This is a genomic window from Pedobacter segetis, from assembly GCF_016623585.1.
In the GTDB taxonomy this organism is placed as follows: Bacteria; Bacteroidota; Bacteroidia; order Sphingobacteriales; family Sphingobacteriaceae; genus Pseudopedobacter; species Pseudopedobacter segetis.
Genome location: NZ_JAEHFY010000010.1, coordinates 15,505 through 41,598, shown reverse-complemented (window position 1 = coordinate 41,598; position 26,094 = coordinate 15,505). Strand labels below are relative to the sequence as shown.

The following is a 26,094-nucleotide window of genomic DNA, read 5'->3' as shown; positions in this document are numbered from 1 at the left end:
ATGGAAATTGAAAAAGAGATCAAGAACAATAAGTTTATCAACAATTATCACAAGGCTTCGGTAAATATCCTTTTCACATATAATTGGTTAAACTCGATGTTAAAAAAAGAGTTGAATCAACATAAAATCACAAATCAACAATTCAATATCTTAAGGATTTTAAGGGGCCAATATCCTAATCCATGTACCGTTAATATTTTAAAAGAGAGGATGTTAGATAAAATGTCTGACGCATCGCGTATTGTTGATAGGTTAGTACAAAAAGAATTGGTAACCCGCAATACCAATAAAAAAGATAGGCGATCTGTGGATATTCTAATTAGCGATAAAGGTTTATGCCTTTTAGAGAACATTCATTTAGAAGCTGAAATGTCAAAGATTTTATCCCAGAATATTTCAGAAAAAGATTGCCAACATTTAAGTAATTTATTGGATAAATTAAGAGGCTAATGCTAGATAAATTAAAACAGATAACCACCTTTATTTTTGATGTTGATGGTGTTTTAACCGATGGTAAGATCTTGATTACCGAAAACGGAGATCAATTGAGGCAATATAACATTAAAGATGGTTACGCAATCCAGTTAGCCATGGGCAAAGGTTACCATGTGTGTATCATTACAGGTGCAAAATCTAAATCTGTTGGGCTTAGGATGCAGGGTTTGGGCATTGATCATGTTTATTTGGGCGCTTCTTATAAAATGCCATTGTTTGAAGATTTTTTAAATAATGCCAATTTAAAAAGAGAAGAAATAGTTTATGTGGGAGACGATTTGCCCGATCAAGAAATTATGGAACAGGTTGCACTCTCAGTTTGTCCTGCTGATGCGGTTGAAGAGATAAAAAACTGTGCCGGCTATATTTCTGAATTTAAAGGTGGCCAAGGCGTTGTACGGGACATAATTGAAAAGGTTTTGAAAGTAAAAGGCGATTGGTTTGTAGAAAAGCCATCAGCTAATGACGGTGCACTAAAAAATAAGGGCTAGATCATATTCTTTGTTTGAATATAACCTAACCCATAATATAGATTATAATCAGTCTTGATGTGCTAATTCAAGCGATTTGATTTTGTTTAAATGCCCTTTAATTCCATCTCTCTGTTTTTTTAACAAAGCGTAATGATCTGCATGGCCTTCGTAATCTTTTAATATGGTGTCATATTTTTCTAGCGCAGCTTCTTCTCCAGTTTCAATGGCACTTAAAATTGCTCCATCTTCATTAGAAGAAAAAGCCTCTTTAATTGCTAACCAAGATCTGTGCAGGGCACCTAAAACCCCACCTTCATCATTATCAGACGAACCGCCGTGTTGTAAAATATGAGCTTTCAATTCTTCGGCATAAATTGCCCTTTCTGCAGAAAATGCTAAAAAAGTTTCTTTCAAATCTTTAGATTTTACGTGTTCTACCGCATCTTTGTAGCCTTCTTTTCCGTCATTTAAAATATTGACCAATACTTTAAGATCGTTAATGATTTCATTTTGATTTTTCATGATATTTGTTTTATGTTTTGCAATTCTCTTACAATAGAGATATTTATGCTTCATAAAACATTTAATATGCCAAAGATGGGAGTTGTTGATATTTAATAAAATATCATCGTATCAATAATTGTTGCATTCATTAAATTATTTATCGCATTTTAGCAAAAAACCTGATTTAATTGTCGATGAAAATATATTTAGCATCTAAATCGCCCAGAAGGCAAGAACTTTTAAAACTGATGGGTTTTGAGTTTGAGTTGATGATCAAAGAGATTGATGAAAGCTACCCTGCCGGATTACCTTTAATAGAAGTAGCACCATACCTATCAAAAATAAAATCGGATGCTTTTGAAATCAATTACGATGATGAAATAATTATTACCGCAGATACGGTTGTAATCATTAATGATGAGTTACTGGGTAAACCCAAGAATAATGAACACGCATTTGAAATGTTAAGTAAGTTAAACGGAAGAACCCATTTGGTAGTAACCGGCGTTACCATTAAATCCAAAAAGAAAGTACACACCTTTTCTCAAACCACAAAAGTCGCTTTTTCTAAACTTAGCGATGATCAATTATGGTTTTATATTTTAAACTACCGGCCTTTAGATAAAGCTGGAGCTTATGGCATACAAGATTGGATTGGGATGGTGGGCGTTTCTTCTATAGAAGGTTCTTATACCAATGTTATGGGTTTGCCCACAGAAAAATTGAACAGCGAGTTGATGCGATTTTTGTAATTCACTAATTTGTTAAATATTAATAATGGCCCGTTTAAAATTTATTTGATAGTTGCCTACGCTTACAACCAAATTTTGGTTAGGCAATTAGCTTAAACCACCTTGATTTTTATATACCCATTTATATTTTAAAGGTGTTCAAAATTGCTGTTTAAACTTTAAATAATAACGGCTATTTTCAAATAAATTTACCTGCTTTAGCTCAAAAATCTATGATCATAACTATACTGTTAAATACCAGTTATTTAACATGATGCTCTTGCGCATCAATACTGGCATAAATTTTTTCTATCAGGTCTTTGTTCTTACTTAAAACAACTTTTCTTTTGATGCTCAATTTAGGGGTTAATTCTCCACCGTCAATCGTAAATTCTTGAGGCAAGAGCGCAATTTTTTTTATTTGTTCCCAATGGCCAAAGTTAGTGTTCAATTTTTCTACTTCGTTCCAAATTTTTTCGCAAATAGCCTTATCTTTCACTAATTTTTCGGGATCGGTTTCGCTAATTCCATTTTTTGCTGCCCAATCTTTTAATTTTTCAAAATTGGGTACGATCAATGCAGATGGGAATTTTCGGTTTTCTCCAACAACCATAATCTGCTCTATATAAACAGATTCTTTAAATTTGTTTTCTAAAACCTGCGGAGCAACGTATTTACCGCCTGCCGTTTTGAAAACTTCTTTTTTTCTATCGGTAATGGCCAAAAAGCCATCTTTAAATTCGCCAATATCCCCCGTGTGGAACCAACCGTCAATTATGGTTTCTGCTGTTGCATCGGGTCTTTTGTAATAAGCCTTTGTTACGCTTGGGCCTTTAACCAAAATCTCACCGTCTTCTGCAATTTTAACCTGTAAATTATTTAGCACCTTCCCAACGGTTCCAAACTTAGTTTGTCCTTTAAAAGGGGCGTTTACGGCTATCACAGGCGATGTTTCTGTTAAGCCATAACCTTCTAAAACTTTAATATCAGCACTCCAAAACACCCTAGCTAGGCGTTCTTGTAGGGCTGCGCCACCAGAAACGATACACAAAATTTCTCCTCCTAAAGCTTCACGCCATTTGCTAAAAATAAGTTTTCTGGCAATTTTTAATTTTAGTTCATAGAAAAAACCGTTTTTCCCTTCAACTTCATAATTGTGCCCCAATTGTAAAGCCCAAAAGAAAAGAGATTTTTTAATGCCAGAAAGTTCATGCCCTTTGGCAACTATACGGTCATAAACTTTTTCTAATAACCTTGGTACGGTGGTAAAGCAATGCGGCTTAACTTCTACCAAATTTGCTACAATGGTATCTATACTCTCGGCATAATAAACAGAAATCCCTAGATAAAAATACATATAACAAACCATCCGCTCAAAAATATGCGAAAGGGGTAAAAAGCTTAAGGCCTTTTTTATCTCTTTGGGATACATTGGGGCAGAGTAGATCACATTACTCATTAAGTTTTCATGTGTTAGCATTACCCCTTTTGGGGTTCCGGTAGTGCCAGATGTATAGATGAGGGTTAATAGATCGTCTTTGGTGATCTGCGATTTATAGGGTTCTAAATCAATATCGCTATTTTTTTTACCTAAATTTTTCACTTCTTCCCAATGTGCAAGATCATTTATCTTATCAAAAGTGTAAATGGAGATAGGTATTGCTGATGATTCCTTTACTGTATTAATTTTATCATATATTTCTTTGGTAGAAACAAAAATGATTTTTATTTCGGCATCATTCAAAATGAATTTTATATCATTTTCAGCTAGTGTAGGGTACATGGGCACTTGTGTGGCACCAATCTGCATAATACCGAAATCACAAAAATTCCATTCGGGCCGGTTTTCAGACATGATGGCTACTTTATCGTCTTTTTTAATGCCCAAGGCAATTAACCCTTTACTTATGTAGTTAGCGTTATCAATAAATTGATCAATGCTATATTTTATCCAATTGCTGTTAACTTTTGTTGCTAAGATATCATCGGCATCAAAATGTGCTTTATGGTAAGTAAGTAAGTCAAAAACTCTGCTTATTTTCTCCATTGTTAGTTTGGTTTTATGATATTAATTGGTTGCTATAAGATAAGATTCGATTTTAAGATCTTAAAGCGGTTTATCCTAAAATATGTAAATAAATCAATAATTACACCCAATTATGCCAAAATAATTTTTCTTTCTTATAAAGGGTTCAAATCTCTCAAAAATCATGTTTTTAGCACCTGTTAAGTAAAAAAATATTTATCTGATATTTAAGTTTTTATCACAATAGGCTATAAAAATTTAGTTTTTTTGTCTCATATGGTTGGTTTTTGGCACAAAATTGGCTAATTGCAGAGTTTAACAAACAATTAAAATTATGAGAAAATTAATCTTAACTACATTCGCTTTAATCTGCTTTGCCATTAGCGCATCTGCCCAAAGTTACACCACAAGTGCTGGCTTGGGTATTGATTTCGGAACTGGCCAAACTTTGGTTGGCCCTACTTTAAAGCATTTTTTTAATGCCAACAATGCCATTGAGGCCGATATTTTGTTTGGTAGCAACAATACATTAATTGCTGCTTACTACCAATACCACCAAGATTTTAAAGGTGCTAGCGGCTTAAAGTGGTATTTAGGTGGTGGCCCTGCCGTAAATCTTTATTCTGGTGGTTCTAGTTTTTTCTTAAGGCCAATGGTTGGTTTAGATTATAAAATAGATAACGCACCGCTTGCGTTAAGTTTTGATTGGAGGCCATCAATTTATCTAGGTGATACCGTTGGCGATAGATTTACCGCAGGTAGGTTTGGCTTAGGTTTTAAGTACGTTTTTAAATAGTATAGATTTATACCAAACAAAAAAGCCTGATTGATTAATTTCAACCAGGCTTTTTTTATTAAAGATGATTTTATTTAGCTTCTAATTTCTTTTTAGCTGCTTTCTTTGCGTCGCCTTCCAATTTATCTTTCAATTGAGACAACACATCAAGATCGCCTAAAGTAGATTTCTCTACAGAATCTTTCACTTTCTTAACTGATGCGTTTGCGGCAGTAGCTTCTTTTTTCTTGTTAGCTCTTTCTTCTGCAACCTCTTCAGCTTTTACTTGTTCCCAAATTCTGGCATGAGATACAACAATCCTCTTAGAGTCTTTATTAAATTCTATAATTTTGAAATCAGCAACATCATCCGCTTTAAGCGTGGATCCGTCTTCTTTAGCTAAATGTTTAGAAGGTACAAAACCTTCAACTCCGTAAGGTAAAGCAATAATTGCCCCTTTATCTGTTACTTTAGTAACCGTTCCCTCGTGGATAGAATCAATAGTAAAGATAGTTTCAAAGGTTTCCCAAGGGTTTTCTTCTAGTTGCTTGTGCCCAAGGCTTAATTTGCGATTATCAACATCTAATTCTAGAACAACGGTATCTAACTCTTCGCCTACTTTGGTAAATTCATTAGGGTGGTTAATTTTTTTAGACCATGATAGATCAGAAATGTGGATCAATCCATCAATCCCTTCTTCAATCTCTACAAACACCCCAAAATTAGTCATGTTTTTAACTACGGCTTTATGCTTGCTTCCGATAGGATATTTTTCTGCTGCATTTTCCCAAGGATCTGGCGTTAATTGCTTAATGCCTAAAGACATCTTACGCTCGTCTCTGTCTAAGGTTAAAACAACGGCTTCAACTTCATCACCGGTTTTCATAAACTCTTGTGGGTTGCGCAAGTTTTGCGACCAAGACATTTCAGAAACGTGTATCAAACCTTCTACTCCAGGTATAATTTCTAAGAAAGCACCATAATCTGCAACGGTAACGATCTTGCCCTTCACTTTAGAACCGATAGCTAAATCAGTATCTAAAGATTCCCAAGGGTGTGCAGAAAGTTGTTTTAAACCTAAAGCGATACGTTTTTTCTCGTCATCAAAATCAAGAACAACAACGTTAACTTTCTCATCTAAAGATAATACTTCTTTCGGGTGCTCTATGCGGCCCCAAGAAATATCGGTAATATGTAATAAACCATCTACTCCGCCAAGGTCAATAAATACACCAAAATCGGTAATGTTTTTAACGGTTCCTTCTAAAACCTGTCCTTTTTCAAGTTTAGAAACTATCTCAACTTTTTGGCTTTCTAGATCGTCTTCAATTAAAACTTTGTGCGATACTACAACGTTCTTAAATTCGTGGTTTATTTTTACCACCTTAAATTCCATTGTTTTACCAACGTAAACATCGTAATCTCTAATAGGCTTAATGTCAATTTGCGATCCCGGTAAGAAAGCTTCAACGCCCATAATATCTACGATCAAACCACCTTTAGTTCTGCTTTTCACAAAACCGTTGATGATCGTATCGTTTTCTAAGGCTTCGTTGATCATCTCCCAAGAGCGCTGGGTTTTAGCTCTTTTACGAGACAATACCAACTGGCCATTTTCGTCTTCTCTTTGTTCAACAAATACATCTACGGTATCGCCTTTCTTAAGGTCGGGCATATCGCGAAATTCGTTCACGGCTACTAAACCATCAGATTTAAAACCGATGTTTAATACCACATCTTTGCTGTTAATGGTTACAACAACCCCAGAAATAATCTCGCCCCTTGTTACAGAGTTGAAAGTACCAGAGTACATTTCTTCCATTTTCTCACGTTCGGCTTTGCTGTAATTGCCAAACATTTTTTCATCAGCGTCCCAATCAAATTCATCAGGGTCTGCAATTTTTGATGAGGATTTAATCTCGTCAATAGATAATGAATCAGCTTCTGACTCATATACCTCTTTTACTTTTTTTTCAGTGTCATGAAGTTCTGCTTCTTTAGCTTTTAACTCCTTCTCTGCTACTTGTTTTTTTGCCATTAATTAATTTATCTCCTTTTTCCCGCTTTTGCGGACTGCAAAGGTAGGAATATATTATTTGAATAAAAAGTATTTTTATTTTCAATTTAATTGAAAATGAAGCATTTGGGAACTGATTTTTCTTTTTTGTTGATATTTAGAGACGCAATACGGCGAAGATGGATGGTATTGTTTGATTATTGATTTAAAAAATGAATAGAACCAGAAAAATTAAATATCTGTTTGGGCGTTCGAGCGGGCTATCCCTGCCCGTTCCATTCAGGCGGGCATTATATCTTTTTTTGTCATCCTGATTTTTTCGTTACCCTCGGCACAGTGGAAGGATGACAAAAAAGGATGCCATTCCTATCCCTAACGCAAAAAAATAATAGGTATAACCCTAAGATTTGTGCGATTACATTCTAACTAAATAGGTTTCTGCTCTTCTGTCATGGCATCCCGATCAAACTTCCTGATGATGACCCTTGAACCTCTATCGTAACTAAAATAGTTTACTATCCAATTGATTAGAGTAACCACTTTGTTTCTAAAGCCCACCAAAAATAGAAGGTGTACAAACATCCAGGTTAACCAAGCAAAAAATCCCTGAAATTTCCAATGTTTTAAATCTACAACGGCCTTGTTTCTTCCTACTGTGGCCATAGATCCTTTATCGTAATAATCAAAAGGTTGAGGTTTTTCTTTATTGATGATCTTTAGCAGATTCTCTCCTAATTGTTGCCCTTGTTGTATGGCGGTTTGCGCAACCCCGGGATGGCCATGAGGATAATCTTTGGTCTCCATATAGGCAATATCGCCTATGGCAAAAATATCATCGTAACCTTCTATAAGGTTGTAATCGTTGGTTTTTAACCTTCCTCCTTTTACCACCTCTGCTTTATCTAGTCCCGGGATGATGGCACCTTTTACACCTGCGCTCCAAATAACTCCTTTTGTATGGATGCTCTGGGTATCGTTATAGGTAACAATATCTCCATCGTAATGGTTAACCCTTACGTTTTCCATAACAATTACACCCATATCCTTTAAAAATTCTTTTGCCTTGGCCGATGCCTCTTGAGAAAATGGCGACAAAACCCTATCACTACCTTCAATTAGATAGATCTTCATGTTTTTGATATCCAATTCTGGATAATCGTTGATCAAAACATGGTTTTTCAATTCTGCTAATGCACCAGAAGTTTCTACGCCCGTTGGGCCGCCACCAACCACCACAAAGTTCATAAGTGCCTCTTTTCTTTTTGGATCTTTCTCTATTAAGGCTTCTTCAAAATTTTGTAGTATCAAAGAACGTAGGTTTAAAGCCTCCGGAACGGTTTTCATGGGCATAGAAAAATGTTCAATCTCGGCCTGACCGAAAAAATTGGTTTCAGATCCGGTAGCGATCACTAAATAATCGTAATCGAAGTCTCCGATATCCGTTGATATTTTTTTCTCGGTGGCTAAAATCTGCTTTACGTCTGCAACCCTAAAGTTTAGGTTTTTTTGATGGCGAAAAACTTTTCTAAGCGGGAAAGCAATGGAATCTGGTTCTAAACCACCTGTTGCAACCTGATACAACAAAGGTTGAAAAGTATGGTAATTATGCCTATCAACCATTAAAACATCTACTTCTTTTTTATCTAGTTTTTTTGCCAATTGAATGCCCCCAAAACCGCCACCAATGATGATGATTTTTGGGAATTGTGTATTGTTGTTATCCATGTGTGATTATAAATGTTAATTTCTTAGGGTGGGGCTTCGACTCCGCTCAGCCTGACAATCGACTCCGCTCAGCCTGACAATCGACTCCGCTCAGCCTGACAATCGACTTCGCTCAGCCTGACAATCGACTTCGCTCAGCCTGACAATCGACTTCGCTCAGCCTGTCAATCGACTTCGCTCAGCCTGTCAATCGACTTTTCTCAGCCTGAAAATCGACTTTGTTCAGCCTGTCAATCGACTTCGCTCAGCCTGTCAATCGACTTTGCTCAGCCTGACAATCTACTTTGCTCAGCCTGACAATCGACTCCGCTAGGCAAAGAATAAAGAATAAATAAAATTTTCTTTGTTTGTTCAATCGTTCTAACTCATTTTTATACGGTTATTAAACTAAGTCTCCTTTTATTTTAACTTTAATTCCCTCTAATTGTTCATTTATACGCAATTGACATGCCAGCCTACTATCACTTCCTGCATTGGGCAGGGTATCTAACATATCCATTTCTTGGTCTTGCGGTTCTGGCAATTGATCTAGGCCTTCTAAAACCTGTACATGGCAAGTGGCACAAAGCGCCATACCGCCACAGTTGGCTAATATTTCATAGTCTGAAGCTTTAAGAACTTCCATTAAATTAAGATTTATTTCTTCAGGAATTTCTAATTTTTGTTCCGTACCGTTTCTATCAACAACTGTTAATTTTATCATTATTTTTATGGTTTAAGGTTTTAGGTTGAAGGAAAAAGGAAAATCATGATGATGATAAGTTTTTAACAATCTAATTTAGAAACTATTTACGCCGTAAACGGTAGTGTATTTAAAAGATAATTTTTGATCGGGATAAACAAACTTAAAAGCACTTTGCGCCATCAGCGCACCTTCATGGAAACCGCTCAAAATCAATTTTAATTTTCCCGGATAGGTATTGATATCGCCTATGGCAAATATACCTTCAACGTTTGTGCTGTAATCTTGGGTGTTTACCATAATTTGTGATTTTTCTATGTTTAAGCCCCAATCTGCAATTGGGCCAAGTTTTGGGCTTAAACCAAACAGCGGAATCAAATAATCGGCCTCTAATGTTTTCTCTTCTTTATCCTTTCCCAATAAATTAATTTCTTTTAAATGCCCGTTACCATTGATCTTTGTTAGATGTGATGATAAGATTAGATTGATCTTGCCCATCTCGGCGAGTTTAAATACTTTTTCGGCAGAGTCTGGTGCACCTCTAAAAGTATCTCCACGATGCACCAAAGTTGTTTCTTTGGCAATATTGGCTAAAAATATTGTCCAATCTAGTGCAGAATCACCGCCACCGGCCACAACGATCTTTTTGTTGCGATAAACTTCTGGGTCTTTTACCATATAGTTTACGCCTTTGCCTTCAAATACGGCCAAATTTTCAATATCAGGTTTACGAGGTTCAAAACAACCCAAACCACCTGCAATAACAACCGCTTTACAATGGATTTCTGTGTTGTAGCTAGTGGTTACTTTAAAAACTCCGTTTTCATCTCGGTTTAGTTTTTCTACTTTCTCGCCCAAAGTAAAGCCGGGATCAAAAGGTTTTATTTGTTCCATTAAATTATCGACCAATTCTTGGGCTTTAATCTCTGGGAAACCCGGGATATCATAAATTGGTTTATGGGGATAAATCTCTGACAGTTGGCCGCCGACTTGTGGTAGCGCATCTATCAAATGGCAACGCATTTTTAATAAACCGGCTTCAAAAACGGCAAATAAGCCTACCGGGCCCGCCCCGATGACGCATAAATCTGTATGTATAGTTGTTTGATTGCTCATGATAATGATTGATAAATGGTGTTTAATATTCTTTTTAAATCGTTATAATCATCTTCGCTTAGGTTTTCCCAGGCTTTATTTCTAATTTGGGCAACAACCGGCCACCATTCCCCAAATTTTTGGATCCCTTTTTTTGTTAAGTGGATGATAAAACTGCGCCTATCATTTGTACACGCCTTGCGTTCTACTAAATCTTTTTTTACCAATAGATCTAAAATGCGGGTTAGCGTTGGGTGGTCTTTACCTGTAATTTCTGCCAACTGGCTTTGGTTTTGATCATTATTTTGGTTCAAAGCTTTTAATATAAGCCATTGATCAACCGTAATATCAAAGTTTTGCTCTTTAAAGCACTTTTGGGCATACTGTTTTATTTTCCTATTGGTGCGATCTAAAAGGTAAGAATAGGTGCTGAATTTTTCTGTTGTTTCCATAATAATTAGTGCAACAAATATATGAAAAAAATTATCTGTATCAAAAACGGGCAATGTTAATTAAACTGAGATTTAGCTGGTTGTTTTTTTAAAGACCGGTGTTTTTTGTGGTTAATTAGGTTATGCGCTAAGGATGCGCAGGGCTTGGTACATTATTTAAAAGCTTTTTTCTGCTTTTAAATAATTACGGCAACCCCGAAGCAGCCTGACCGAAGCCTTTTTCTGGCGAAGGTAGCGCCCAAATAATTATGGGGTATGTTTTAAAACAATAAATCATGAACTTTGACTTTTTAATCTCAATCATTTCAAAAAAAAACTATCTTTGTGCGGCAAATAGAGTACCCTAATTTATTTGCTATGCAACTTGATCCCACAAAATTTTTAGCCGACGGTTTAACTTATGACGATGTACTTTTGGTGCCGGCATATTCTGAAGTTTTGCCACGCGAAGTAGATACTTCTAGCTATTTAACCAAAAAGATAAAATTGAATGTCCCTATTGTTTCTGCGGCAATGGATACGGTTACCGATTCTAACCTGGCCATTGCCATTGCCCAAGCGGGCGGCATTGGCATGATCCATAAAAACATGGGCATAAATGCCCAAGCAGATGAGGTGCGCAGAGTGAAGCGATCTGAAAGCGGCATGATACAAGATCCTGTGGTTTTGCATAAAGATGCTTTGGTTGGCGATGCTTTTAAGATCATGAGGGAATATAAAATTGGTGGCATACCCGTGGTTTCGGAGGATAATGTTTTGGTGGGCATCATTACCAACCGCGACCTTAGGTTCCAAAAAAATATGTCGCAAAGAATTTCTGAAGTAATGACATCTGAAAACTTGATTACCGCACCCGAAGGAACGGATCTGGCACAAGCAGAATTAATTTTGCAAGATTATAAAATCGAGAAGCTACCTGTTGTTAACGCCAAGGGGAAATTAAGCGGTTTAATTACCTTTAAGGATATACAAAAGTTTAAGAATTTTCCTAATGCTTGTAAAGATGAGCATGGCAGGTTAAGGGTTGGCGCCGCAGTTGGCGTAACCCATGATACCATGGCTAGGGTGGATGCTCTGGTAAAAGCCGGGGTTGATGTGATAGCCATAGATACCGCACACGGACATTCTAAAGGCGTGATAGATAAATTAACCGAAGTTAAGACAAAACACCCTGATCTGCAGGTTATAGCAGGAAACGTAGCCACCGCAGCAGGTGCAAAAGCTTTGGCAGATGCAGGCGCTGATGGTGTTAAAGTAGGTATTGGACCTGGCTCTATTTGTACCACAAGGATTATTGCCGGTGTTGGTGTACCACAATTGTATGCGGTTTATGAAGCTGCTAAAGGTTTGGAGGGTACTGGCATCCCGGTAATTGCCGATGGTGGGATAAAATATACAGGCGACATTGCAAAAGCAATTGCAGCAGGGGCTAGCTCTATTATGGCTGGGTCTTTATTTGCAGGGGTAGAAGAATCGCCCGGGGAAACGATAATTTACGAGGGAAGAAAATTCAAATCATATCGTGGAATGGGCTCTGTTGAAGCAATGGAGGCGGGTTCTAAAGATCGCTATTTCCAAGATGTTGAAGACGATATAAAGAAGTTGGTACCAGAAGGTATTGTTGGGCGTGTGCCTTACAAAGGTACTTTGGCCGAGGTAATGCACCAATTTATTGGGGGTTTAAAAGCCAGTATGGGTTATTGCGGAGCAAAAAATATTGATGCTTTGCAGAAAGCGCAGTTTGTTAGGATTACAGCCTCTGGAATTAGGGAATCTCATCCGCATGATATTACGATTACTAAAGAGGCACCAAATTATAGCAGGTAGGAAATTAGTTCATTAGTATCTGCGTGATGGTTAGTTATTATAAGTTCATTAGTAGTTAGTACATTAGTATTTCCTAAATGGTAGGTTAGTTGATTAACCAATTAAAGTTTACTGTTTAATAGATACCGATTAAAGTTTACAGATTATTTAACCCAATTAAAATTTTCTATTTGATGAGCGCCGATTATTGAATACGGACTAACCGTTCACTATTTATTCATAAACTCTACAAAATTTAAAAGCATGATCAAATCACTTTGCGTTTATTGCGGTTCTAACTTTAACGGCGATCCTTATTTAAAACAAGCAGTAGAAATTTTAGCCAAAGAAATGGCAGGACACAAAATAAAATTAATTTTTGGTGGAGGAAGCGTTGGTGTGATGGGATTGATCGCAGATGCAATTTTGAACAGTGGGGGAGAAGCGATTGGGGTTATCCCTCAATTTTTAATGGATAAAGAAGTTGGGCATAAAGGCTTGACCGAAATGATCGTAACCGAAAACATGCATCAGCGTAAGCAAAAAATGGCAGATCTTTCTGATGCTTTTTTGATTTTACCCGGAGGATTTGGCACTTTGGAAGAATTTTTTGAGGTGCTAACTTGGTTACAACTGGGCTTGCATAAAAAGTCTATCGGTGTTTTAAACATTGGGGGCTTTTACGATTTTCTTTTTAAACAGATGGATGTGATGGTAGAACAACGTTTCTTGAAACAAATAAATAGAGATCTGGTGATCAATGAAAGCGACCCAGTTAGAATCATCAAAAAAATGAACAAATTTGTTGCCGAGCCAGATGAAGTTTGGTTTAAAGACAGGAATTTGATTTAATTCTGTAGTTTTTAGTCGGCAGCCCGTAGTTAGTTTGTGAATGTAAAATGGAAGTAAGTCTGCAGTTTTTGTCGGCAAAGGGTTAATTGATATGAATTTTCGGGCAGGTTTCCTATCGTCAACATGAAGCTAAAAGTAGAGATTTTTCTCAGTCTTACTTCTTACATCTATTATCTCACTTCTTAAATATCATTTCTCAAATCTCAGCTCTAATATCTATCTAACAACGCTGTGCTTAAAAGAGTAAAAGGTAAGGATAGAGAAGCCCGTGAAAAGCATTAAATGAAATGGCAATAGGGCAAAGTCTTTATAATAGAAAGCGAAGAATAAACCTAAGGCAAAATATAACACTAAAAAGAACTCGGCAAAGAAAGCTTTTGGCAAAGCCCTTTTGATGTAAATATTCTGCTCAAAATTTTGATCTAAATTAGTAATATTAAATTTAGGCGTTCTTATAAAATCTGATTTAAAACCAAATAAACCTTCTAAAACCGCCACAGAATTATGAAAACTTAAAGCCATAGAAACAGATAAAAACATTGGGTATAGTTTGGCAAAGGTTTTTATGCTTTCTTTTTTAGACGAAGTGGCAACTATGTAAAATATGGTAACGATAACAAAGCCCAACAAGAAAAAAGTCATCATATCGAAGTATATAGGATTGATATCGTGATTGTTTTTGATGATTAGGACGGGTACACTTAAAATACTGGTAATAAAAACAAATATGAATACATAAGAATTCATTAGGTGCAAGGTACCAAAAATTTTCTTTTTTAGCCCAACATCTGCCTTCCAGATCTCTTTAATCATTTTCTTAGAAGTTTCTATTGCGCCTTTGGTCCAACGATGCTGTTGAGAGCGCAAGGCATTAGACTCTACGGGCAACTCTGCTGGGGTAACCACATTTTCTACATAAATAAACTCCCATCCCTTTAATTGTGCCCTATAACTTAAATCTAGATCTTCTGTTAAGGTATCATGTTGCCAGCCGCCAGCATCAATTATACATTCTTTGCGCCAAATGCCCGCAGTACCGTTAAAGTTCATAAACAGGTTGGCTTTATTTCTACCGGTTTGCTCAACGGTAAAATGCCCATCTAAACCAAAACCCTGTATTTTTGTTAGTAAAGAATAATCTTGATTGATATGCCCCCAACGGCTTTGCACCATCCCAATTTGAGTTGCGTTGAAATAGGGTATCAATTTCTGTAAAAAATCTGCTTCAGGTAAAAAATCCGCATCGAAAATAGCAATAAATTCTCCTTTTGCACTTTTAATACCATGCTGCAAAGCACCGGCTTTAAAGCCTATGTTCTTTTCCCTTTTGATGTGCAAAATATCATAACCCAAAGTTTTCATTTTATTGATGATGCCTTCAGTTTGGATCAATGATTGGTCATCAGAATCATCTAACACCTGTATCTCTAATTTATGGCTAGGGTAATTTAGGTTACATACAGCATTTATCAATCTTTCTACCACGTATAACTCATTGTAAAGAGGAAGTTGAATAGTAACAATTGGGATTTTAGGCGGCATAACAGGGATCACATCTGTTTTTTTCTTTGCCCTTAAATAAGAAAATATAAGGTATGCCTGCCCCACACTAAATATAAATATGATAATTAGTGAGATGGTATAAAGTATTAATATTGAAATTTGCCAGATCATTTTTTGGATTGCAAAATTACAAGTTTTTAAATATCATCCAGATTATTTTATAGCCGGCCAAAACTACGCCTTTTAAAGTTCCCGATATTTTACTGATACCAATTCTTTTTCTGTATTTCACAGGGACTTCAATACACCTTAAATCAAGTTTGGCTGCTTTAATTTGCATTTCAACTGTCCACCCGTAAGTTCTATCCTTCATTCCTATAAGTACCAGGTTTTCCCAAGATATAGCTCTAAAAGGGCCTAAATCTGTAAATTTTACACCATAGAATATTTTAATTAATCTAGTTGCTAGCCAGTTGCCAAATCGTTGTGGCAATGTCATTGATCCTTTTTCTTTTACGCCAAGGGCCCTAGATCCTATTACCAGATCTGCCCTATTAAGTTGTATCGGTAATATAACATCAACTATTTCTTGTGGATAATCCGAGTAATCGCCATCGATAAAAACAACAATATCTTTACTTTTTGCTTTGCCCTTTAAATAGGATATGCCCTTTAAACAGGCATTTCCATATCCCGGAATGGTAGCATCAATAGTTGTGGCGCCTGCATTTTTGGCTTCAGCGGCAGTATTATCACTTGAGTTATTATTACAAACGATAATTTCAGTAACTAAATTTTTGGGAATGTCGTTAATGACTTTAGCAATGGATTTCTCTTCATTAAAGGCAGGGATAATTACATATACCTGTCTTGGGGTTAAATTTACAGTCATTAAAATGCTTTCTCTTCTGGCCTAACATAAGCATCAAACCTTCCTTCTTCTGCTAAATTTTCTAACTTTAAAACTCCTCTTGGGCATACTGCGGCGCAAACGCCGCAACCCACGCAAGACGATCTAATTATATTTTCTCCGTTTTGAGCATAAGCCCTTACATCAATTCCCATTTCGCAATAAGTAGAACAGTTTCCGCAAGAGATACATTGCCCTCCGTTTGTGGTGATTCTAAATCTTGATTTAAAACGTTGAACAATACCTAGATAAGCCGCCAGAGGGCAGCCAAACCTGCACCAAACCCTGCTCCCCATTACCGGGTAAAAACCGGTGCCGATTGCCCCAGCAAACATAAAACCTATCCCAAAACCATAAGCTTGTCTTATTGAATAGGTATCGATGCCTAAAATACTAGAAGATCCCGTAAAAAAGGTATATAAAACGGCGGCGGTCATTATTACGGCAAAAACCAGTACGCTATGGACAATAATCCTTTCAAATTTCCAAGCTTTTAAAGATTTATCTGATAGCTGACGGAAAGGATCCCCTAAAGTTTCTGCCAAGCCTCCACAACCGCATACCCAACTGCAATACCATCTTTTACCAAAGAAATAAACCATTACGGGTACGCCAACTACAATCAAAAATATGCCCCAACCTAGCATCCAATAGCCTAACATCCCATTTGATGTTAACTGGGTTAAATGATAATCAAAAAAGAAAGTATAATCTAATGGCCAGATGTTTTTAAAATCCATTGATGGCAATTGAAGCTTTGTTAAAATATTTGGGATCATGAAAGCAAAGGCTATCTGAAAAAACAATACCGAGCAAGTCCTTAACTTTTCATAGTTATTGTTTCTGTATTTGATAAACATCCTTACGCTCATCACGCTCATTACCAAACAATATAAAAACCCGTATAAAAACCATTGCGATGCAGCTGCGCCGGTTAATGTTGTGCTTAAACCATCTACCAACAAGATCCAATTACTTAAATATGCAGGTTGCTGGTAAATGCAGATATAAAAGGCAATAAGAAAAGCCGCAAAAAGAAAAGCGATGATACCCCTGTTGGTTATCCCACGATGATAGATGTGGTTGTTTTTGATACCGGCTACAGGTTTTAGATACAGTGCGGGAACCATGTACATCAAACCGCCTAAAGAGCTGATCAAAAAGCAAATGATAAACAGCAAGGCCAGGTTGTTTTTTACAAAACCCCCACTGCTATCTTTCACGATATTTAAAACATGGCTATCATTAATTACTTTATCCCATTCTTTTTTCTCCCTAAATTCTTTATTGGCATTATCAAAAGCTTTGTTATAATCAGAAATAAAAGAAATGTTATTACCGTACTCTTTATCAAACAAGTTTTTTAAAGAGGGTTCTAAGATCTTTTGTTGTTGCGCATCGGTAAAATTCTCTTTGAACGTTTTTTCGGTCAATTTATAGGTTCCCAAAAAAGGTAAAGAGAGAAAAACTGCAAAGCAAATCAAGAATATGCTTAAGCCGGTGTTACGGATTATTTTCATGTGTATTTAATTAAACTGCCGATGTTAAAAAACAAAGAATCTTTTTTTAGGGATATTTGCTTTGAACTTTGGATATGCGTTATTAAAGTTTTCTATTATTTCTTTATGATGGCTCTTGTAAAATTCTGGGTCAAAAAAACCTTTATTTAAATTTGATATACATTTAGAGATATCCTGATTATTCCTAATCCAATCATCGGCAACGGTTTGTTTAAACCTGATGCCAAAGAAGTTAAAGCCCCTTAAACTGCCATCAGCTTTAGCAAAATTTGCCCTCATAGAAATTTTACCGTTTTTATGTTCCCAATAAAATGTATCTTCATCATCAAAGGGTTTTTTGAGCATAAGGCCATAAGTTTGATATTCTATATCTAAGAACTTGGCAGAATTAAACCAGATCCCCCTTTCATATTCGGTTTTATTGCCACAAATGGTATTTGCCAAGGCCCTTCCCTGCATTTTACCCGTGTACCAAAGTTGCTCTACGGGCGGGTGGTTTTCTTTTGGGTTCTTAAACTGTGCACAATCGCCCAAAGCATACACGTCTTTGATGTTGGTTTCTAAAAACTCGTTTACCAAAATGCCTCTATCGGTTTCTAATTTGGTAGCCTTCAAAAAAGAAATGTTTGGGCTAACACCTGCCGTTAAGGCCACAAAGCCGCATTTAATTTCTTTGTTATCTTTAGTGATGATGGCTTTTACTTTTCCATCATCATCTGAAATGATTTCTTTTAACTCTGATCTTAACATGAGGTTCATGCCATGTTCTTTGATATGCCTGCCAACCAGTTCTGCTTCTTCTTTGGGCAATACACCACCCCAATAATGGTCATCGCGAACTAAAAAATTGACGTGTATATTTCTCGAATGCAGCATCTCTGCCATTTCGATACCTATCAAACCACCGCCAACAACCACCGCATCTGTAACGCCCCTGGTGTTCTCTTCCATTATTTCTACGTCTTGCTTGGTAATTAAACCTTGCACACCTTTTAGATCCTGCCCGGGCCAATCAAATTTGTTGTTAACCGATCCCGTAGAGAGAACTAATTTATCATAACTGATCTCTTCCCCGCGATCACTGAAAAGTTTTTTATTGTCGAAATCTATTTTTTGGATATAGGCATTTTTAAGGGCTATCCTATTTTTATCCCAAAACCAGTCTTCATAAGGTTTGGTATGTTCAAACTTCATGTGCCCCATATAAATGTACATTAAGGCGGTACGAGAGAAAAAATGATCAGATTCTGCAGAGATAACTAAAATCTCATGGTCGCTTTGTTTACGGATATACCTAGCAGTTGTTATACCAGATATTCCGTTGCCAATAATTACAATTTTCATTTTAGGTTTGGAGGTATGGATAAGGTTTTTTTAAGTTATTTGCCGTTTAATGCCCAATTATATTCCAAGTAGTCGATTTTTGTGTTTTTATCTATTTTTGTGCTAGAATATTTGTTCACAAAATTAATTACGCTTCCTTCTGCTTTAACAAAATCAGCTTTATACCAATCAAAAAGTTTTGATAATGAAGCTTTTTCTTTTGAGATTTTATTAAAAGCGGGATTGGCTAAAGCCGCTTTTGTGTTAGAAGTTAAGAAGCTTTGTATGTTAGCACCGGTATAGGCAAGGTTTTGTAATGTTGGGCAAGAAACAGCCGCACAGTTTACCGCAAAGTGTATTCTTGCATCAAATAGATCGCTACCCATTAATTTTTTCTTTTCAATATCGTTTAGGGATAAAGATTCTCCGTTAAATTTAAAAGGAAGTTTTTCATCAAAAGCCTTTCCGCCATCAATATTTTCGATAGATTTTGTAGGATAATTTCTTACAATTTTATCGATAACCGAGGCATTGTATGCGTTTACCCAATAAGCTGTTTGATCGTTCTTAGAAAGTTTAGCGGCATCAATCTTCCCTAAATAGGTAATATAGCTTTCTAACGCAGCTTTATCTTTAACAAAAGCACCGTAATCCACTTTTCCATTGCTAACGTTTTTCTTCAACAATTTATCAAATGCAGAATGATCTACGCTAGCCATTTCTGGGTTTGATGATTGGTTAGACGAAGAAGTTAGGTTGGTATCTGAAGTTTGGCTGTTATCTATGGATTTAGCTTGATTTTTTGGGGTGCCGCTTGTACAACTTGCAGAGATAAGGATTATAAATAACCCCGCTATAATATTTTGGAATTTTTTCATGATTTTGATATTGTTATAAATATTTAAACTATTTACGTTGATAAAGTTAATTAAGTTTTGATTGGTTGATAATTAAGGTGTGGTTTTTAATTATTTGTTAAATAACATCTTAAATCAAAATTAGAGCCACAAGAATAGCTTTTAAATAAAAAATCCCCTTGCGGGGAATAAAGTTATAACCTTCTAATATCTGCACCTAAAGCTTTTAACCGTGTATCAATATCTTGGTAGCCCCTTTCAATCTGTTCGATATTGTAAATGGTACTTCTGCCTGATGCCGATAGCGCTGCGATCAATAAGGAAACGCCCGCCCTAATATCTGGCGAGGTCATTTCTATCCCTTTTAATTGATACCTTTTATCTAACCCTATTACCGTTGCCCTATGAGGGTCGCAAAGAATGATCTGTGCGCCCATATCGATCAGTTTATCAACAAAAAACAAACGGCTTTCAAACATTTTCTGATGGATCAAAACAGAACCTTTTGCCTGTGTTGCAACCACTAACATAATAGATAGCAGATCGGGCGTAAAACCCGGCCAAGGGGCATCTGCAACGGTTAAGATAGAACCGTCTATAAAAGTATCAATTTCGTAACTTTTTTGAGATGGGATGTAAATATCGTCTCCACGCAACTCAAACTGGATCCCCAATCTTCTAAAAGTATCAGGGATAATTCCTAGTTCGTTATAACAAACGTTTTTAATGGTGATTTCCGATTCTGTCATCGCCGCAAGGCCAATAAAAGAGCCAATCTCGATCATATCTGGCAATAAACGATGCGCTGTGCCGCCCAATTCTTTAACCCCTTCAATAGTTAGTAAATTAGAGCCAATGCCGGTTATTTTTGCACCCATCCTGTTCAACATTTTACAAAGCTGCTGCAGATATGGCTCGCAAGCGGCATTGTAAATAGTGGTTTTACCTTGTGCTAAAACAGCGGCCATTACAATATTTGCCGTTCCGGTTACAGATGCTTCATCTAAAAGAATAAATGTGCCTTTTAATTGGGTAGCATCAATGTTAAAAAAACCGGTTTCGGCATTGTAGATAAATTTTGCGCCTAATTTTTCAAACCCCAGAAAGTGCGTATCCAAACGCCTTCTGCCAATTTTATCCCCACCAGGTTTAGGGATGGCTGCTTTACCAAAACGGGCCAAAAGCGGGCCAACGATCATAATAGATCCTCTTAAGCTACCGCCCTTCGCCTTAAAGGTTTGTGAATGGAAGAAATCTAGATTGATATTTGCTGCTTGAAACTCATAGGTATCTTTGGATACCCGTTTTACATCAACACCTAAATCACCTAAAAGCTCTATCAATTTGTTTACATCTTTAATATCTGGGATATTGCTGATGGTAATTTTTTCATTGGTTAATAAAACCGCTGATAATATCTGTAAAGCTTCATTTTTTGCTCCTTGAGGGATGATCTCTCCTTTTAAGGGTTTGCCTCCACGAATCTCAAATGCGTTCATATTTTTTGGTGATTTTACACTTGGTTTAAAAATAAAGAGGGTTTCTCAAAAATTTGTCATTCCGTTAGCCGGCTGGCTAATCGGAATCCTATCAAATGGGTTCTCATATTACTTTTTAATCTGCAAATGAGATACTGAAACAAGTTCAGTATGACACATCATCATGAGAAATCCAAAACAAGACTAAACTTAGTTAGACCTTCTGCTACCACCGTTGGTGGTGTAATTTTTTTGGCGGCCCTTGTTGTTGTTGTTTTGGCGGCCGCCAGAACCTCCTCGGTTGTTGGTCTTTTGTGATCTGGTGCCAGTATTGGTGTTAACCGGGGCCTTTACCTCTACCTTATTCAAAACTACTTCAGAAAGATCTAGGCCACCGTCAGATAATTCTCTTAAATCAGAGATTATCTGATCATCTGCTACGTGATCTTTATTCCACAGAGTATAAGCCATTTTCATAAAATTGGCGATAGAGTTTACCATGTGCTGTCTTTTGTCTGCTTCGGTAATTTCTTTAGCTCTTTTAATCATTAGCTCAACAGTATGCCCGTAGTGCTTAAACTTTATGCGCTTTTGCGGATAAGATAATGCCTCCGGCTTAAAGTTCATCTCTTCGTTGGTGGGCGATGGATAAGGGGAATCTACATCTATCTTAAATTTAGAGATGATCTGTAGGTGGTCCCAGAGTTTGTGCTTAAAATCTGGTACATCCCTCAAATGTGGGTTTAAGAAACCCATCATATCTATTACCACTTGGGCGTATCTATTGCGTTCTTCCTTGGTGGGCAAAGCAACAATATACTCTACCATATTTTGCACATTTCGGCCGTATTCGGCTAAAATCAGCTTTTCTCTTGAGGTGTTATAATCAAAAGTTTCTGTTGTATTATTGATCATTTTAGAATTTTAATTGCTTTTTTAAGGAAAGCCATAAACCTGTTTGGCAATTAGGCAACAAATTTAATAAACCTTGGGGGTTTTAACGATTATATTATCTATAATAATTTAAAAAGTAAAAACTACTGCTACTTTTACGAGTAAATTTAACATTCTTTTTTAGCTATTAAAATTAAATGAACTTAAACTATGGTTCTATTAAAGGATAAAAAACTGATAATTAGCTTATTGTTTTTCTTCTTATTCTGTTTGATCGCGATCGTAAACCATTATAGTTTAAGGACATTTTTTGATCTAGGGATGATCAACCAGGCACTTTACCAATTAGGTAACTTGCAAAATCCCTTGTTTACTTTGGGTATCGATGGGAAAGATATGCCTTTTTTAGCAACGCATTTTAGTCCAATTATCTATTTATATTATCCTTTTTTCTTGATTTTTGGGCACCTTACGCCAACTCTCATCCAAATATTAGCCATTTCCCTCGCCGGGGTTCCCATCTATAAACTGAGCTTACTGTTTTTAAACAACAATAAAACCTTGGCAAATTATTGCCTTATCCATTTTTATCTGATTTGGGGAATTTACTCGGCACTAGCGTTTGATTTCCATAATAACGTAATTGGATCTATGATGGTGCCTTGGTTAACCTTGTTTTTATTTCAAAAGAAAAACTATTTGCTAATTATTGCCAGTTTATTAATGGTTATGTGTATGGAAACTTTTGGCATTTGGCTTTTTACAGTGTTGTTGATCTTTATAATCTATCAGTTTAAACATAACAAACACTTAAATAAGATTGCATTATTGGTTGCATTTGCCGCCTTGGTTTATAGTTTGTTAGTTATAAACTTTGTGATGCCAAGTTTGCAAAATACTGCTCAGAATTTACAGTTTGGCAGGTACTCGCATTTAGGCGGTTCTTTAGCAGAGGTGTTTTTGAATTTAATCAAACACCCCAAAATAATTGTAGAAGGTTTATTTACCAATCTTAAAGACAAGAGTTTCGCCATTCAAAAAATAATTTTCTTGCTGTTTTTGTTTTTCTCTGGATGCTTTTTGATCTATAAAAACCCGCTGTTTATATTTATTTTTTTAGTACCATTAGCCTTAAAGTTTCTTTCTAATGATAGCGGTTTATTTGGGATATATCATCAATACAGCATAGAATTTGTGCCATTGTTGAGCATGGTGCTGATTTTTGGTTTAAACAAAACAAATTTTTTGATTAGGGAAAGGCTTGCGCTTGCTTGCTGTGCATTAACTGCAGTTTGTACTTTTGCATCTTTAAACTTTAGTTTGGGAGAGTATGATTATAAAGCTAATTCTTCGTTTTATAAGCCTGTGCATTTTAAACCGGGCCTAGATTTGGGAAGTGTTAAACAAAGTTTAAAATTAATACCTATTGATGCAAAAGTAAGTGCTAGTTCTTGTTTATCGCCTTACTTATTTCAAAGACGTTATCTATATCATTTCCCGATTATAAAAGATGCTAAATACATCGCAATAATCAAAAACAATAGGAGTACTTGGCCAATTTCAGAAGAAGCGCACCAACAGAAAATAGATCTACTTAAAAAAAGTGGTTTATTTAAGGTAATATCCGATCAAAAAGATATGATTATATTTAAAGCCAAAGAAAATTAAAGGTTAAGCTTTGCTTTCAAATCGGTAGAAATCTCATCAGTAATATCTAATATATGCCTTAGTTCGTTTGTAGAGTTTTCTATAATTTTATCGCAACGGTTACGATGTGGCAATAAGAAGCGGTTATATGCTGGGATCACGTGGTTATCCCACTTATACATCACATCGTCCTCAGAATAGCCCCTTTCTAAAAGATCTCTCTTTAACCTTCTCTCTAAGGCAATTTCGGCAGCGGCATCAATAAATATCCTACTATCAAAAATAGCGTCTATTTTTTCATAATGATAGATAAAAAGACCTTCTAAAATTAAAATTGGGGCAGGTTTGATCTCCATCATCTTGGGGATAGCGTTCGGATTGTTAAAAGTATATTCTTTTTTATGAACTGTTTTATGGTTTAAAAGATCATAAACATCTTTTTCAAACTGGTTAACTTCTATGCAAGTGGGTAAGTCAAAATTATGTAGGCGGTTTTGTTCTGGTGTCATTTCTCCCATTTGTATGTAATAATCATCTTGGGAAACCAAACAAACCTCTTCAGGGGTAAAATGGTTTAAGAAACAGTTTAAAAAAAAAGTTTTTCCAGAACCACTTCCTCCGGCAACTCCTAAAACGTAAGGTTTATCAATTTTCATTCGGTAAGCCGAAGGTTATGTTCACTAAAAATCTTTTGTCTAATGCGCCAATGGCCTCTGCGGTAGCTTTTGTAACTACAATAATCACATCTTTTGTGGTTTCGTTTTCTGTAAACCTGCCTACAACCTTTGCAAATACGCTTCTATTGGTCATTGGGTTGGTTATTTTTATTATCGTTCCAACTGGTGCTGTGCGGTGCAAAGCATAACTTTTGGTGGCATCTAAATTATTGTCATCGATCCAAACGGCTAATCCTTTATCGTTCATTTCGGTAATCCCGTACCTATTTTTTGGTATCTCTAAGGTGTTTTGAGAATCAACAGAATCTAAATATTTTATTTTATCAGATTTAATGGGTTTATTGTCTGTAGCCACTTCTGGCTTTCCTTTATCATTTATGGCAACTTCTTGGGTAAGGCTCACTTTATCGTTGGCTACAACTTTTAAGGTTTGCCCAACGCTTAGGCTATTGTTTTTTAAGCCGTTCAATAATTTAAGATCATCAACCCTCATGTTATATTTACTGGCAATACCGTACAATGTTTCCCCTTGGGCAACCTTATGGTTAATTTCTTTTTTTACAGGTTCATTTTCTTTTTTTGGAGGAGAGGAAAAAGAAGTTGGCGGATTTGTAAACGGGGTTTGGGTTGGTACTTTTATAATATCAGAAGGATGCAAGGCCACGCTTTTATTGTATTCCATTATAACTTGTGGGCTAATGCCGTATCTTCTGCCAATAGAATAATAAGTTTCTTTGGGCTCCACTTTGTGCAAAATCAATTTTTTGCCATTAAGGTTTTCTACCCCAATAGAATCTGTTAGGGAATTAGCTTTTGCACAAAAAATAGAGAAAGAAAATAAAATAAAAAGGAGTGTTTTATAATTCATGAAATGATTTTTATTCATTTTAAAAATTTTGCAATTATACTAAATAACTCACAATTTCCGATTTGTTTTTAATATAAATCAGTTTGTTTTGCCAGATAAAGAACGTATCAAAAGCCTTCTTTTGTATGGCTTTGTTAAGTATATCTTCAAAAATAATTTCGTTGTTTTTCTTGATGAGAATATATTGATCAAATGTGCCCTCTTTGGCTCGATAACCCGCTAGAATTTCTAGATCATCATATTTGAGTTGGTGCAGCGTTTCCCAATCTTTGTTTTCATTAAATATTTGCGGTAAAAGAATATCGTTAGCTAAATTTTTTAAAAGCGGTAAGGTGTTTATGTCCAGATCATTAATAGCATTCCCGGTATTATAATCTATTAACCTGAATTTTCTTGGAGCTATTTTAGCGTCAAAAACAACCAAACCATCTTGGGCAAATTGCTGAACTGCAATACTAAAATTTTGCCACAGATTGCGCTTAGAAATTAGATCAAAAGCGATTATCCCTTTTTGAACGGGAGCAAACTCGTTTTCAAACCCTGATAGATAAAGTATATTGTTTTTAACAGATTGTGCGCTCAAAAACCATTGTTCTTCAAAAGAGAAATCTTGTAAAAGGTACTTACCTTGTTTAAAATCATAAGCGTTAAAACAAACTCTTTTATCTTTGTCCCTACTTTCCCAAACCAATGTCCCTTCATCATCATCTAATAAGATTTTCCATATAATTTGTTTCTCTTTGTTAGAGTGTAAATGCTTTGATGTATATTTATTGGAAATCAT

24 protein-coding genes are annotated in these 26,094 nt (G+C 36.0%); 7 read left to right on the top strand and 17 right to left on the bottom strand.

Annotation, left to right across the window (positions count from 1 at the left end; genetic code table 11):
* Entirely contained in the window at positions 1-450 is a 450-nt protein-coding gene (locus tag I5M32_RS08270) for a MarR family winged helix-turn-helix transcriptional regulator (protein ID WP_200585760.1), read from the top strand.
* Positions 450-986, top strand: coding sequence for a KdsC family phosphatase (locus tag I5M32_RS08265; protein ID WP_200585759.1), 537 nt, complete (start codon positions 450-452; stop codon positions 984-986). Before I5M32_RS08270 ends, I5M32_RS08265 begins: the two co-directional genes overlap by 1 nt.
* A 48-nt stretch (positions 987-1,034) precedes the next feature.
* Here the strand turns inward: I5M32_RS08265 and I5M32_RS08260 are convergent, their stop codons facing one another.
* Positions 1,035-1,490, bottom strand: coding sequence for a ferritin-like domain-containing protein (locus I5M32_RS08260; protein WP_200585758.1), 456 nt, complete (start codon positions 1,488-1,490; stop codon positions 1,035-1,037).
* Between the two features lie 176 nt (positions 1,491-1,666).
* Between I5M32_RS08260 and I5M32_RS08255 the strand changes: the two genes are divergently transcribed.
* On the top strand, positions 1,667-2,224 hold the full coding sequence (locus tag I5M32_RS08255) for a Maf family nucleotide pyrophosphatase (protein ID WP_200585757.1): 558 nt from the start codon (positions 1,667-1,669) through the stop codon (positions 2,222-2,224).
* Between the two features lie 241 nt (positions 2,225-2,465).
* Here the strand turns inward: I5M32_RS08255 and I5M32_RS08250 are convergent, their stop codons facing one another.
* Positions 2,466-4,250, bottom strand: a complete 1,785-nt coding sequence (locus I5M32_RS08250) for an AMP-dependent synthetase/ligase (protein ID WP_200585756.1) — start codon at positions 4,248-4,250, stop codon at positions 2,466-2,468.
* A 313-nt stretch (positions 4,251-4,563) separates the two neighbouring features.
* Between I5M32_RS08250 and I5M32_RS08245 the strand changes: the two genes are divergently transcribed.
* Entirely contained in the window at positions 4,564-5,025 is a 462-nt protein-coding gene (locus I5M32_RS08245; RefSeq protein WP_200585755.1) for a hypothetical protein, read from the top strand.
* A gap of 70 nt (positions 5,026-5,095) precedes the next feature.
* Here the strand turns inward: I5M32_RS08245 and rpsA are convergent, their stop codons facing one another.
* From rpsA to I5M32_RS08220, 5 genes are all read right to left on the bottom strand, one after another.
* Complete coding sequence (rpsA, locus tag I5M32_RS08240) at positions 5,096-7,042, bottom strand: 30S ribosomal protein S1 (protein ID WP_200585754.1); 1,947 nt, start codon at positions 7,040-7,042, stop codon at positions 5,096-5,098.
* Between the two features lie 405 nt (positions 7,043-7,447).
* Positions 7,448-8,746: an NAD(P)/FAD-dependent oxidoreductase gene (locus I5M32_RS08235; RefSeq protein WP_200585753.1), complete on the bottom strand. Its 1,299-nt coding sequence runs from the start codon at positions 8,744-8,746 to the stop codon at positions 7,448-7,450.
* A gap of 382 nt (positions 8,747-9,128) precedes the next feature.
* On the bottom strand, positions 9,129-9,449 hold the full coding sequence (locus I5M32_RS08230; RefSeq protein ID WP_200585752.1) for a 2Fe-2S iron-sulfur cluster-binding protein: 321 nt from the start codon (positions 9,447-9,449) through the stop codon (positions 9,129-9,131).
* A 75-nt stretch (positions 9,450-9,524) separates the two neighbouring features.
* Positions 9,525-10,544, bottom strand: a complete 1,020-nt coding sequence (locus tag I5M32_RS08225; RefSeq protein ID WP_200585751.1) for an NAD(P)/FAD-dependent oxidoreductase — start codon at positions 10,542-10,544, stop codon at positions 9,525-9,527.
* The gene (locus tag I5M32_RS08220; RefSeq protein ID WP_200585750.1) at positions 10,541-10,975 is read right to left on the bottom strand and encodes a MarR family winged helix-turn-helix transcriptional regulator; all 435 of its coding nucleotides are present in this window, start codon (positions 10,973-10,975) and stop codon (positions 10,541-10,543) included. Before I5M32_RS08220 ends, I5M32_RS08225 begins: the two co-directional genes overlap by 4 nt.
* A gap of 357 nt (positions 10,976-11,332) precedes the next feature.
* Between I5M32_RS08220 and guaB the strand changes: the two genes are divergently transcribed.
* Together guaB and I5M32_RS08210 are read left to right on the top strand one after the other, a co-directional pair.
* Positions 11,333-12,802: an IMP dehydrogenase gene (guaB, locus tag I5M32_RS08215; protein WP_200585749.1), complete on the top strand. Its 1,470-nt coding sequence runs from the start codon at positions 11,333-11,335 to the stop codon at positions 12,800-12,802.
* 243 nt (positions 12,803-13,045) lie between these two features.
* Complete coding sequence (locus I5M32_RS08210) at positions 13,046-13,633, top strand: LOG family protein (protein WP_200585748.1); 588 nt, start codon at positions 13,046-13,048, stop codon at positions 13,631-13,633.
* A 216-nt stretch (positions 13,634-13,849) separates the two neighbouring features.
* Here the strand turns inward: I5M32_RS08210 and I5M32_RS08205 are convergent, their stop codons facing one another.
* From I5M32_RS08205 to I5M32_RS08175, 7 genes are all read right to left on the bottom strand, one after another.
* Positions 13,850-15,307: a cellulose synthase family protein gene (locus I5M32_RS08205; protein ID WP_200585747.1), complete on the bottom strand. Its 1,458-nt coding sequence runs from the start codon at positions 15,305-15,307 to the stop codon at positions 13,850-13,852.
* A gap of 16 nt (positions 15,308-15,323) precedes the next feature.
* Positions 15,324-16,028 (bottom strand): glycosyltransferase family 2 protein, encoded by a 705-nt coding sequence (locus I5M32_RS08200; protein WP_200585746.1) that lies wholly within the window; start codon positions 16,026-16,028, stop codon positions 15,324-15,326.
* Positions 16,028-17,566 carry a 4Fe-4S binding protein gene (locus tag I5M32_RS08195; RefSeq protein WP_200585745.1) on the bottom strand — a complete coding sequence of 513 codons (1,539 nt, stop codon included), beginning with the start codon at positions 17,564-17,566 and terminating at the stop codon, positions 16,028-16,030. The genes I5M32_RS08200 and I5M32_RS08195 overlap by 1 nt, the downstream gene beginning before the upstream one ends.
* Before the next feature lie 24 nt (positions 17,567-17,590).
* A complete protein-coding gene (locus I5M32_RS08190) occupies positions 17,591-18,910 on the bottom strand; it encodes an NAD(P)/FAD-dependent oxidoreductase (RefSeq protein ID WP_200585744.1) in 1,320 nt (439 codons plus the stop codon).
* 35 nt (positions 18,911-18,945) lie between these two features.
* On the bottom strand, positions 18,946-19,767 hold the full coding sequence (locus tag I5M32_RS08185; RefSeq protein ID WP_200585743.1) for a DUF547 domain-containing protein: 822 nt from the start codon (positions 19,765-19,767) through the stop codon (positions 18,946-18,948).
* 173 nt (positions 19,768-19,940) lie between these two features.
* A complete protein-coding gene (gene murA / locus I5M32_RS08180; RefSeq protein ID WP_200585742.1) occupies positions 19,941-21,245 on the bottom strand; it encodes a UDP-N-acetylglucosamine 1-carboxyvinyltransferase in 1,305 nt (434 codons plus the stop codon).
* A gap of 189 nt (positions 21,246-21,434) precedes the next feature.
* Positions 21,435-22,139, bottom strand: a complete 705-nt coding sequence (locus tag I5M32_RS08175; RefSeq protein WP_200585741.1) for a DUF4290 domain-containing protein — start codon at positions 22,137-22,139, stop codon at positions 21,435-21,437.
* A gap of 189 nt (positions 22,140-22,328) precedes the next feature.
* On the opposite strand from I5M32_RS08175, the gene I5M32_RS08170 reads away from it, so the two are divergent.
* Complete coding sequence (locus tag I5M32_RS08170) at positions 22,329-23,786, top strand: DUF2079 domain-containing protein (protein WP_200585740.1); 1,458 nt, start codon at positions 22,329-22,331, stop codon at positions 23,784-23,786.
* Here I5M32_RS08170 and I5M32_RS08165 read toward each other — a convergent pair.
* From I5M32_RS08165 to I5M32_RS08155, 3 genes are read right to left on the bottom strand one after another with little or no spacing between them, the layout of a single operon-like run.
* Entirely contained in the window at positions 23,783-24,421 is a 639-nt protein-coding gene (locus tag I5M32_RS08165; protein ID WP_200585739.1) for a uridine kinase family protein, read from the bottom strand. The two genes, I5M32_RS08170 and I5M32_RS08165, sit on opposite strands and share 4 nt — an antisense overlap.
* The gene (locus I5M32_RS08160) at positions 24,411-25,328 is read right to left on the bottom strand and encodes a DPBB and LysM peptidoglycan-binding domain-containing protein (protein ID WP_234461901.1); all 918 of its coding nucleotides are present in this window, start codon (positions 25,326-25,328) and stop codon (positions 24,411-24,413) included. The genes I5M32_RS08165 and I5M32_RS08160 overlap by 11 nt, the downstream gene beginning before the upstream one ends.
* Before the next feature lie 16 nt (positions 25,329-25,344).
* The gene (locus I5M32_RS08155; RefSeq protein WP_200585738.1) at positions 25,345-26,094 is read right to left on the bottom strand and encodes a DUF4905 domain-containing protein; all 750 of its coding nucleotides are present in this window, start codon (positions 26,092-26,094) and stop codon (positions 25,345-25,347) included.

Bases quoted from the DNA above. Each gene is read 5' to 3' on its own strand.
- I5M32_RS08245 (WP_200585755.1), top strand. From the start codon at position 4,564: ATGAGAAAATTAATCTTAACTACATTCGCTTTAATCTGCTTTGCCATT.
- I5M32_RS08170 (WP_200585740.1), top strand. From the start codon at position 22,329: ATGGTTCTATTAAAGGATAAAAAACTGATAATTAGCTTATTGTTTTTC.
- I5M32_RS08265 (WP_200585759.1), top strand. From the start codon at position 450: ATGCTAGATAAATTAAAACAGATAACCACCTTTATTTTTGATGTTGAT.
- I5M32_RS08175 (WP_200585741.1), bottom strand. From the start codon at position 22,139: ATGATCAATAATACAACAGAAACTTTTGATTATAACACCTCAAGAGAA.
- I5M32_RS08210 (WP_200585748.1), top strand. From the start codon at position 13,046: ATGATCAAATCACTTTGCGTTTATTGCGGTTCTAACTTTAACGGCGAT.
- I5M32_RS08195 (WP_200585745.1), bottom strand. From the start codon at position 17,566: ATGAAAATAATCCGTAACACCGGCTTAAGCATATTCTTGATTTGCTTT.
- I5M32_RS08220 (WP_200585750.1), bottom strand. From the start codon at position 10,975: ATGGAAACAACAGAAAAATTCAGCACCTATTCTTACCTTTTAGATCGC.
- I5M32_RS08255 (WP_200585757.1), top strand. From the start codon at position 1,667: ATGAAAATATATTTAGCATCTAAATCGCCCAGAAGGCAAGAACTTTTA.
- I5M32_RS08205 (WP_200585747.1), bottom strand. From the start codon at position 15,307: ATGATCTGGCAAATTTCAATATTAATACTTTATACCATCTCACTAATT.
- rpsA (WP_200585754.1), bottom strand. From the start codon at position 7,042: ATGGCAAAAAAACAAGTAGCAGAGAAGGAGTTAAAAGCTAAAGAAGCA.
- I5M32_RS08190 (WP_200585744.1), bottom strand. From the start codon at position 18,910: ATGAAAATTGTAATTATTGGCAACGGAATATCTGGTATAACAACTGCT.
- I5M32_RS08165 (WP_200585739.1), bottom strand. From the start codon at position 24,421: ATGAAAATTGATAAACCTTACGTTTTAGGAGTTGCCGGAGGAAGTGGT.
- I5M32_RS08155 (WP_200585738.1), bottom strand. From the start codon at position 26,094: ATGATTTCCAATAAATATACATCAAAGCATTTACACTCTAACAAAGAG.
- I5M32_RS08200 (WP_200585746.1), bottom strand. From the start codon at position 16,028: ATGACTGTAAATTTAACCCCAAGACAGGTATATGTAATTATCCCTGCC.
- I5M32_RS08270 (WP_200585760.1), top strand. From the start codon at position 1: ATGGAAATTGAAAAAGAGATCAAGAACAATAAGTTTATCAACAATTAT.
- I5M32_RS08260 (WP_200585758.1), bottom strand. From the start codon at position 1,490: ATGAAAAATCAAAATGAAATCATTAACGATCTTAAAGTATTGGTCAAT.
- murA (WP_200585742.1), bottom strand. From the start codon at position 21,245: ATGAACGCATTTGAGATTCGTGGAGGCAAACCCTTAAAAGGAGAGATC.
- I5M32_RS08230 (WP_200585752.1), bottom strand. From the start codon at position 9,449: ATGATAAAATTAACAGTTGTTGATAGAAACGGTACGGAACAAAAATTA.
- I5M32_RS08225 (WP_200585751.1), bottom strand. From the start codon at position 10,544: ATGAGCAATCAAACAACTATACATACAGATTTATGCGTCATCGGGGCG.
- guaB (WP_200585749.1), top strand. From the start codon at position 11,333: ATGCAACTTGATCCCACAAAATTTTTAGCCGACGGTTTAACTTATGAC.
- I5M32_RS08235 (WP_200585753.1), bottom strand. From the start codon at position 8,746: ATGGATAACAACAATACACAATTCCCAAAAATCATCATCATTGGTGGC.
- I5M32_RS08160 (WP_234461901.1), bottom strand. From the start codon at position 25,328: ATGAATAAAAATCATTTCATGAATTATAAAACACTCCTTTTTATTTTA.
- I5M32_RS08250 (WP_200585756.1), bottom strand. From the start codon at position 4,250: ATGGAGAAAATAAGCAGAGTTTTTGACTTACTTACTTACCATAAAGCA.
- I5M32_RS08185 (WP_200585743.1), bottom strand. From the start codon at position 19,767: ATGAAAAAATTCCAAAATATTATAGCGGGGTTATTTATAATCCTTATC.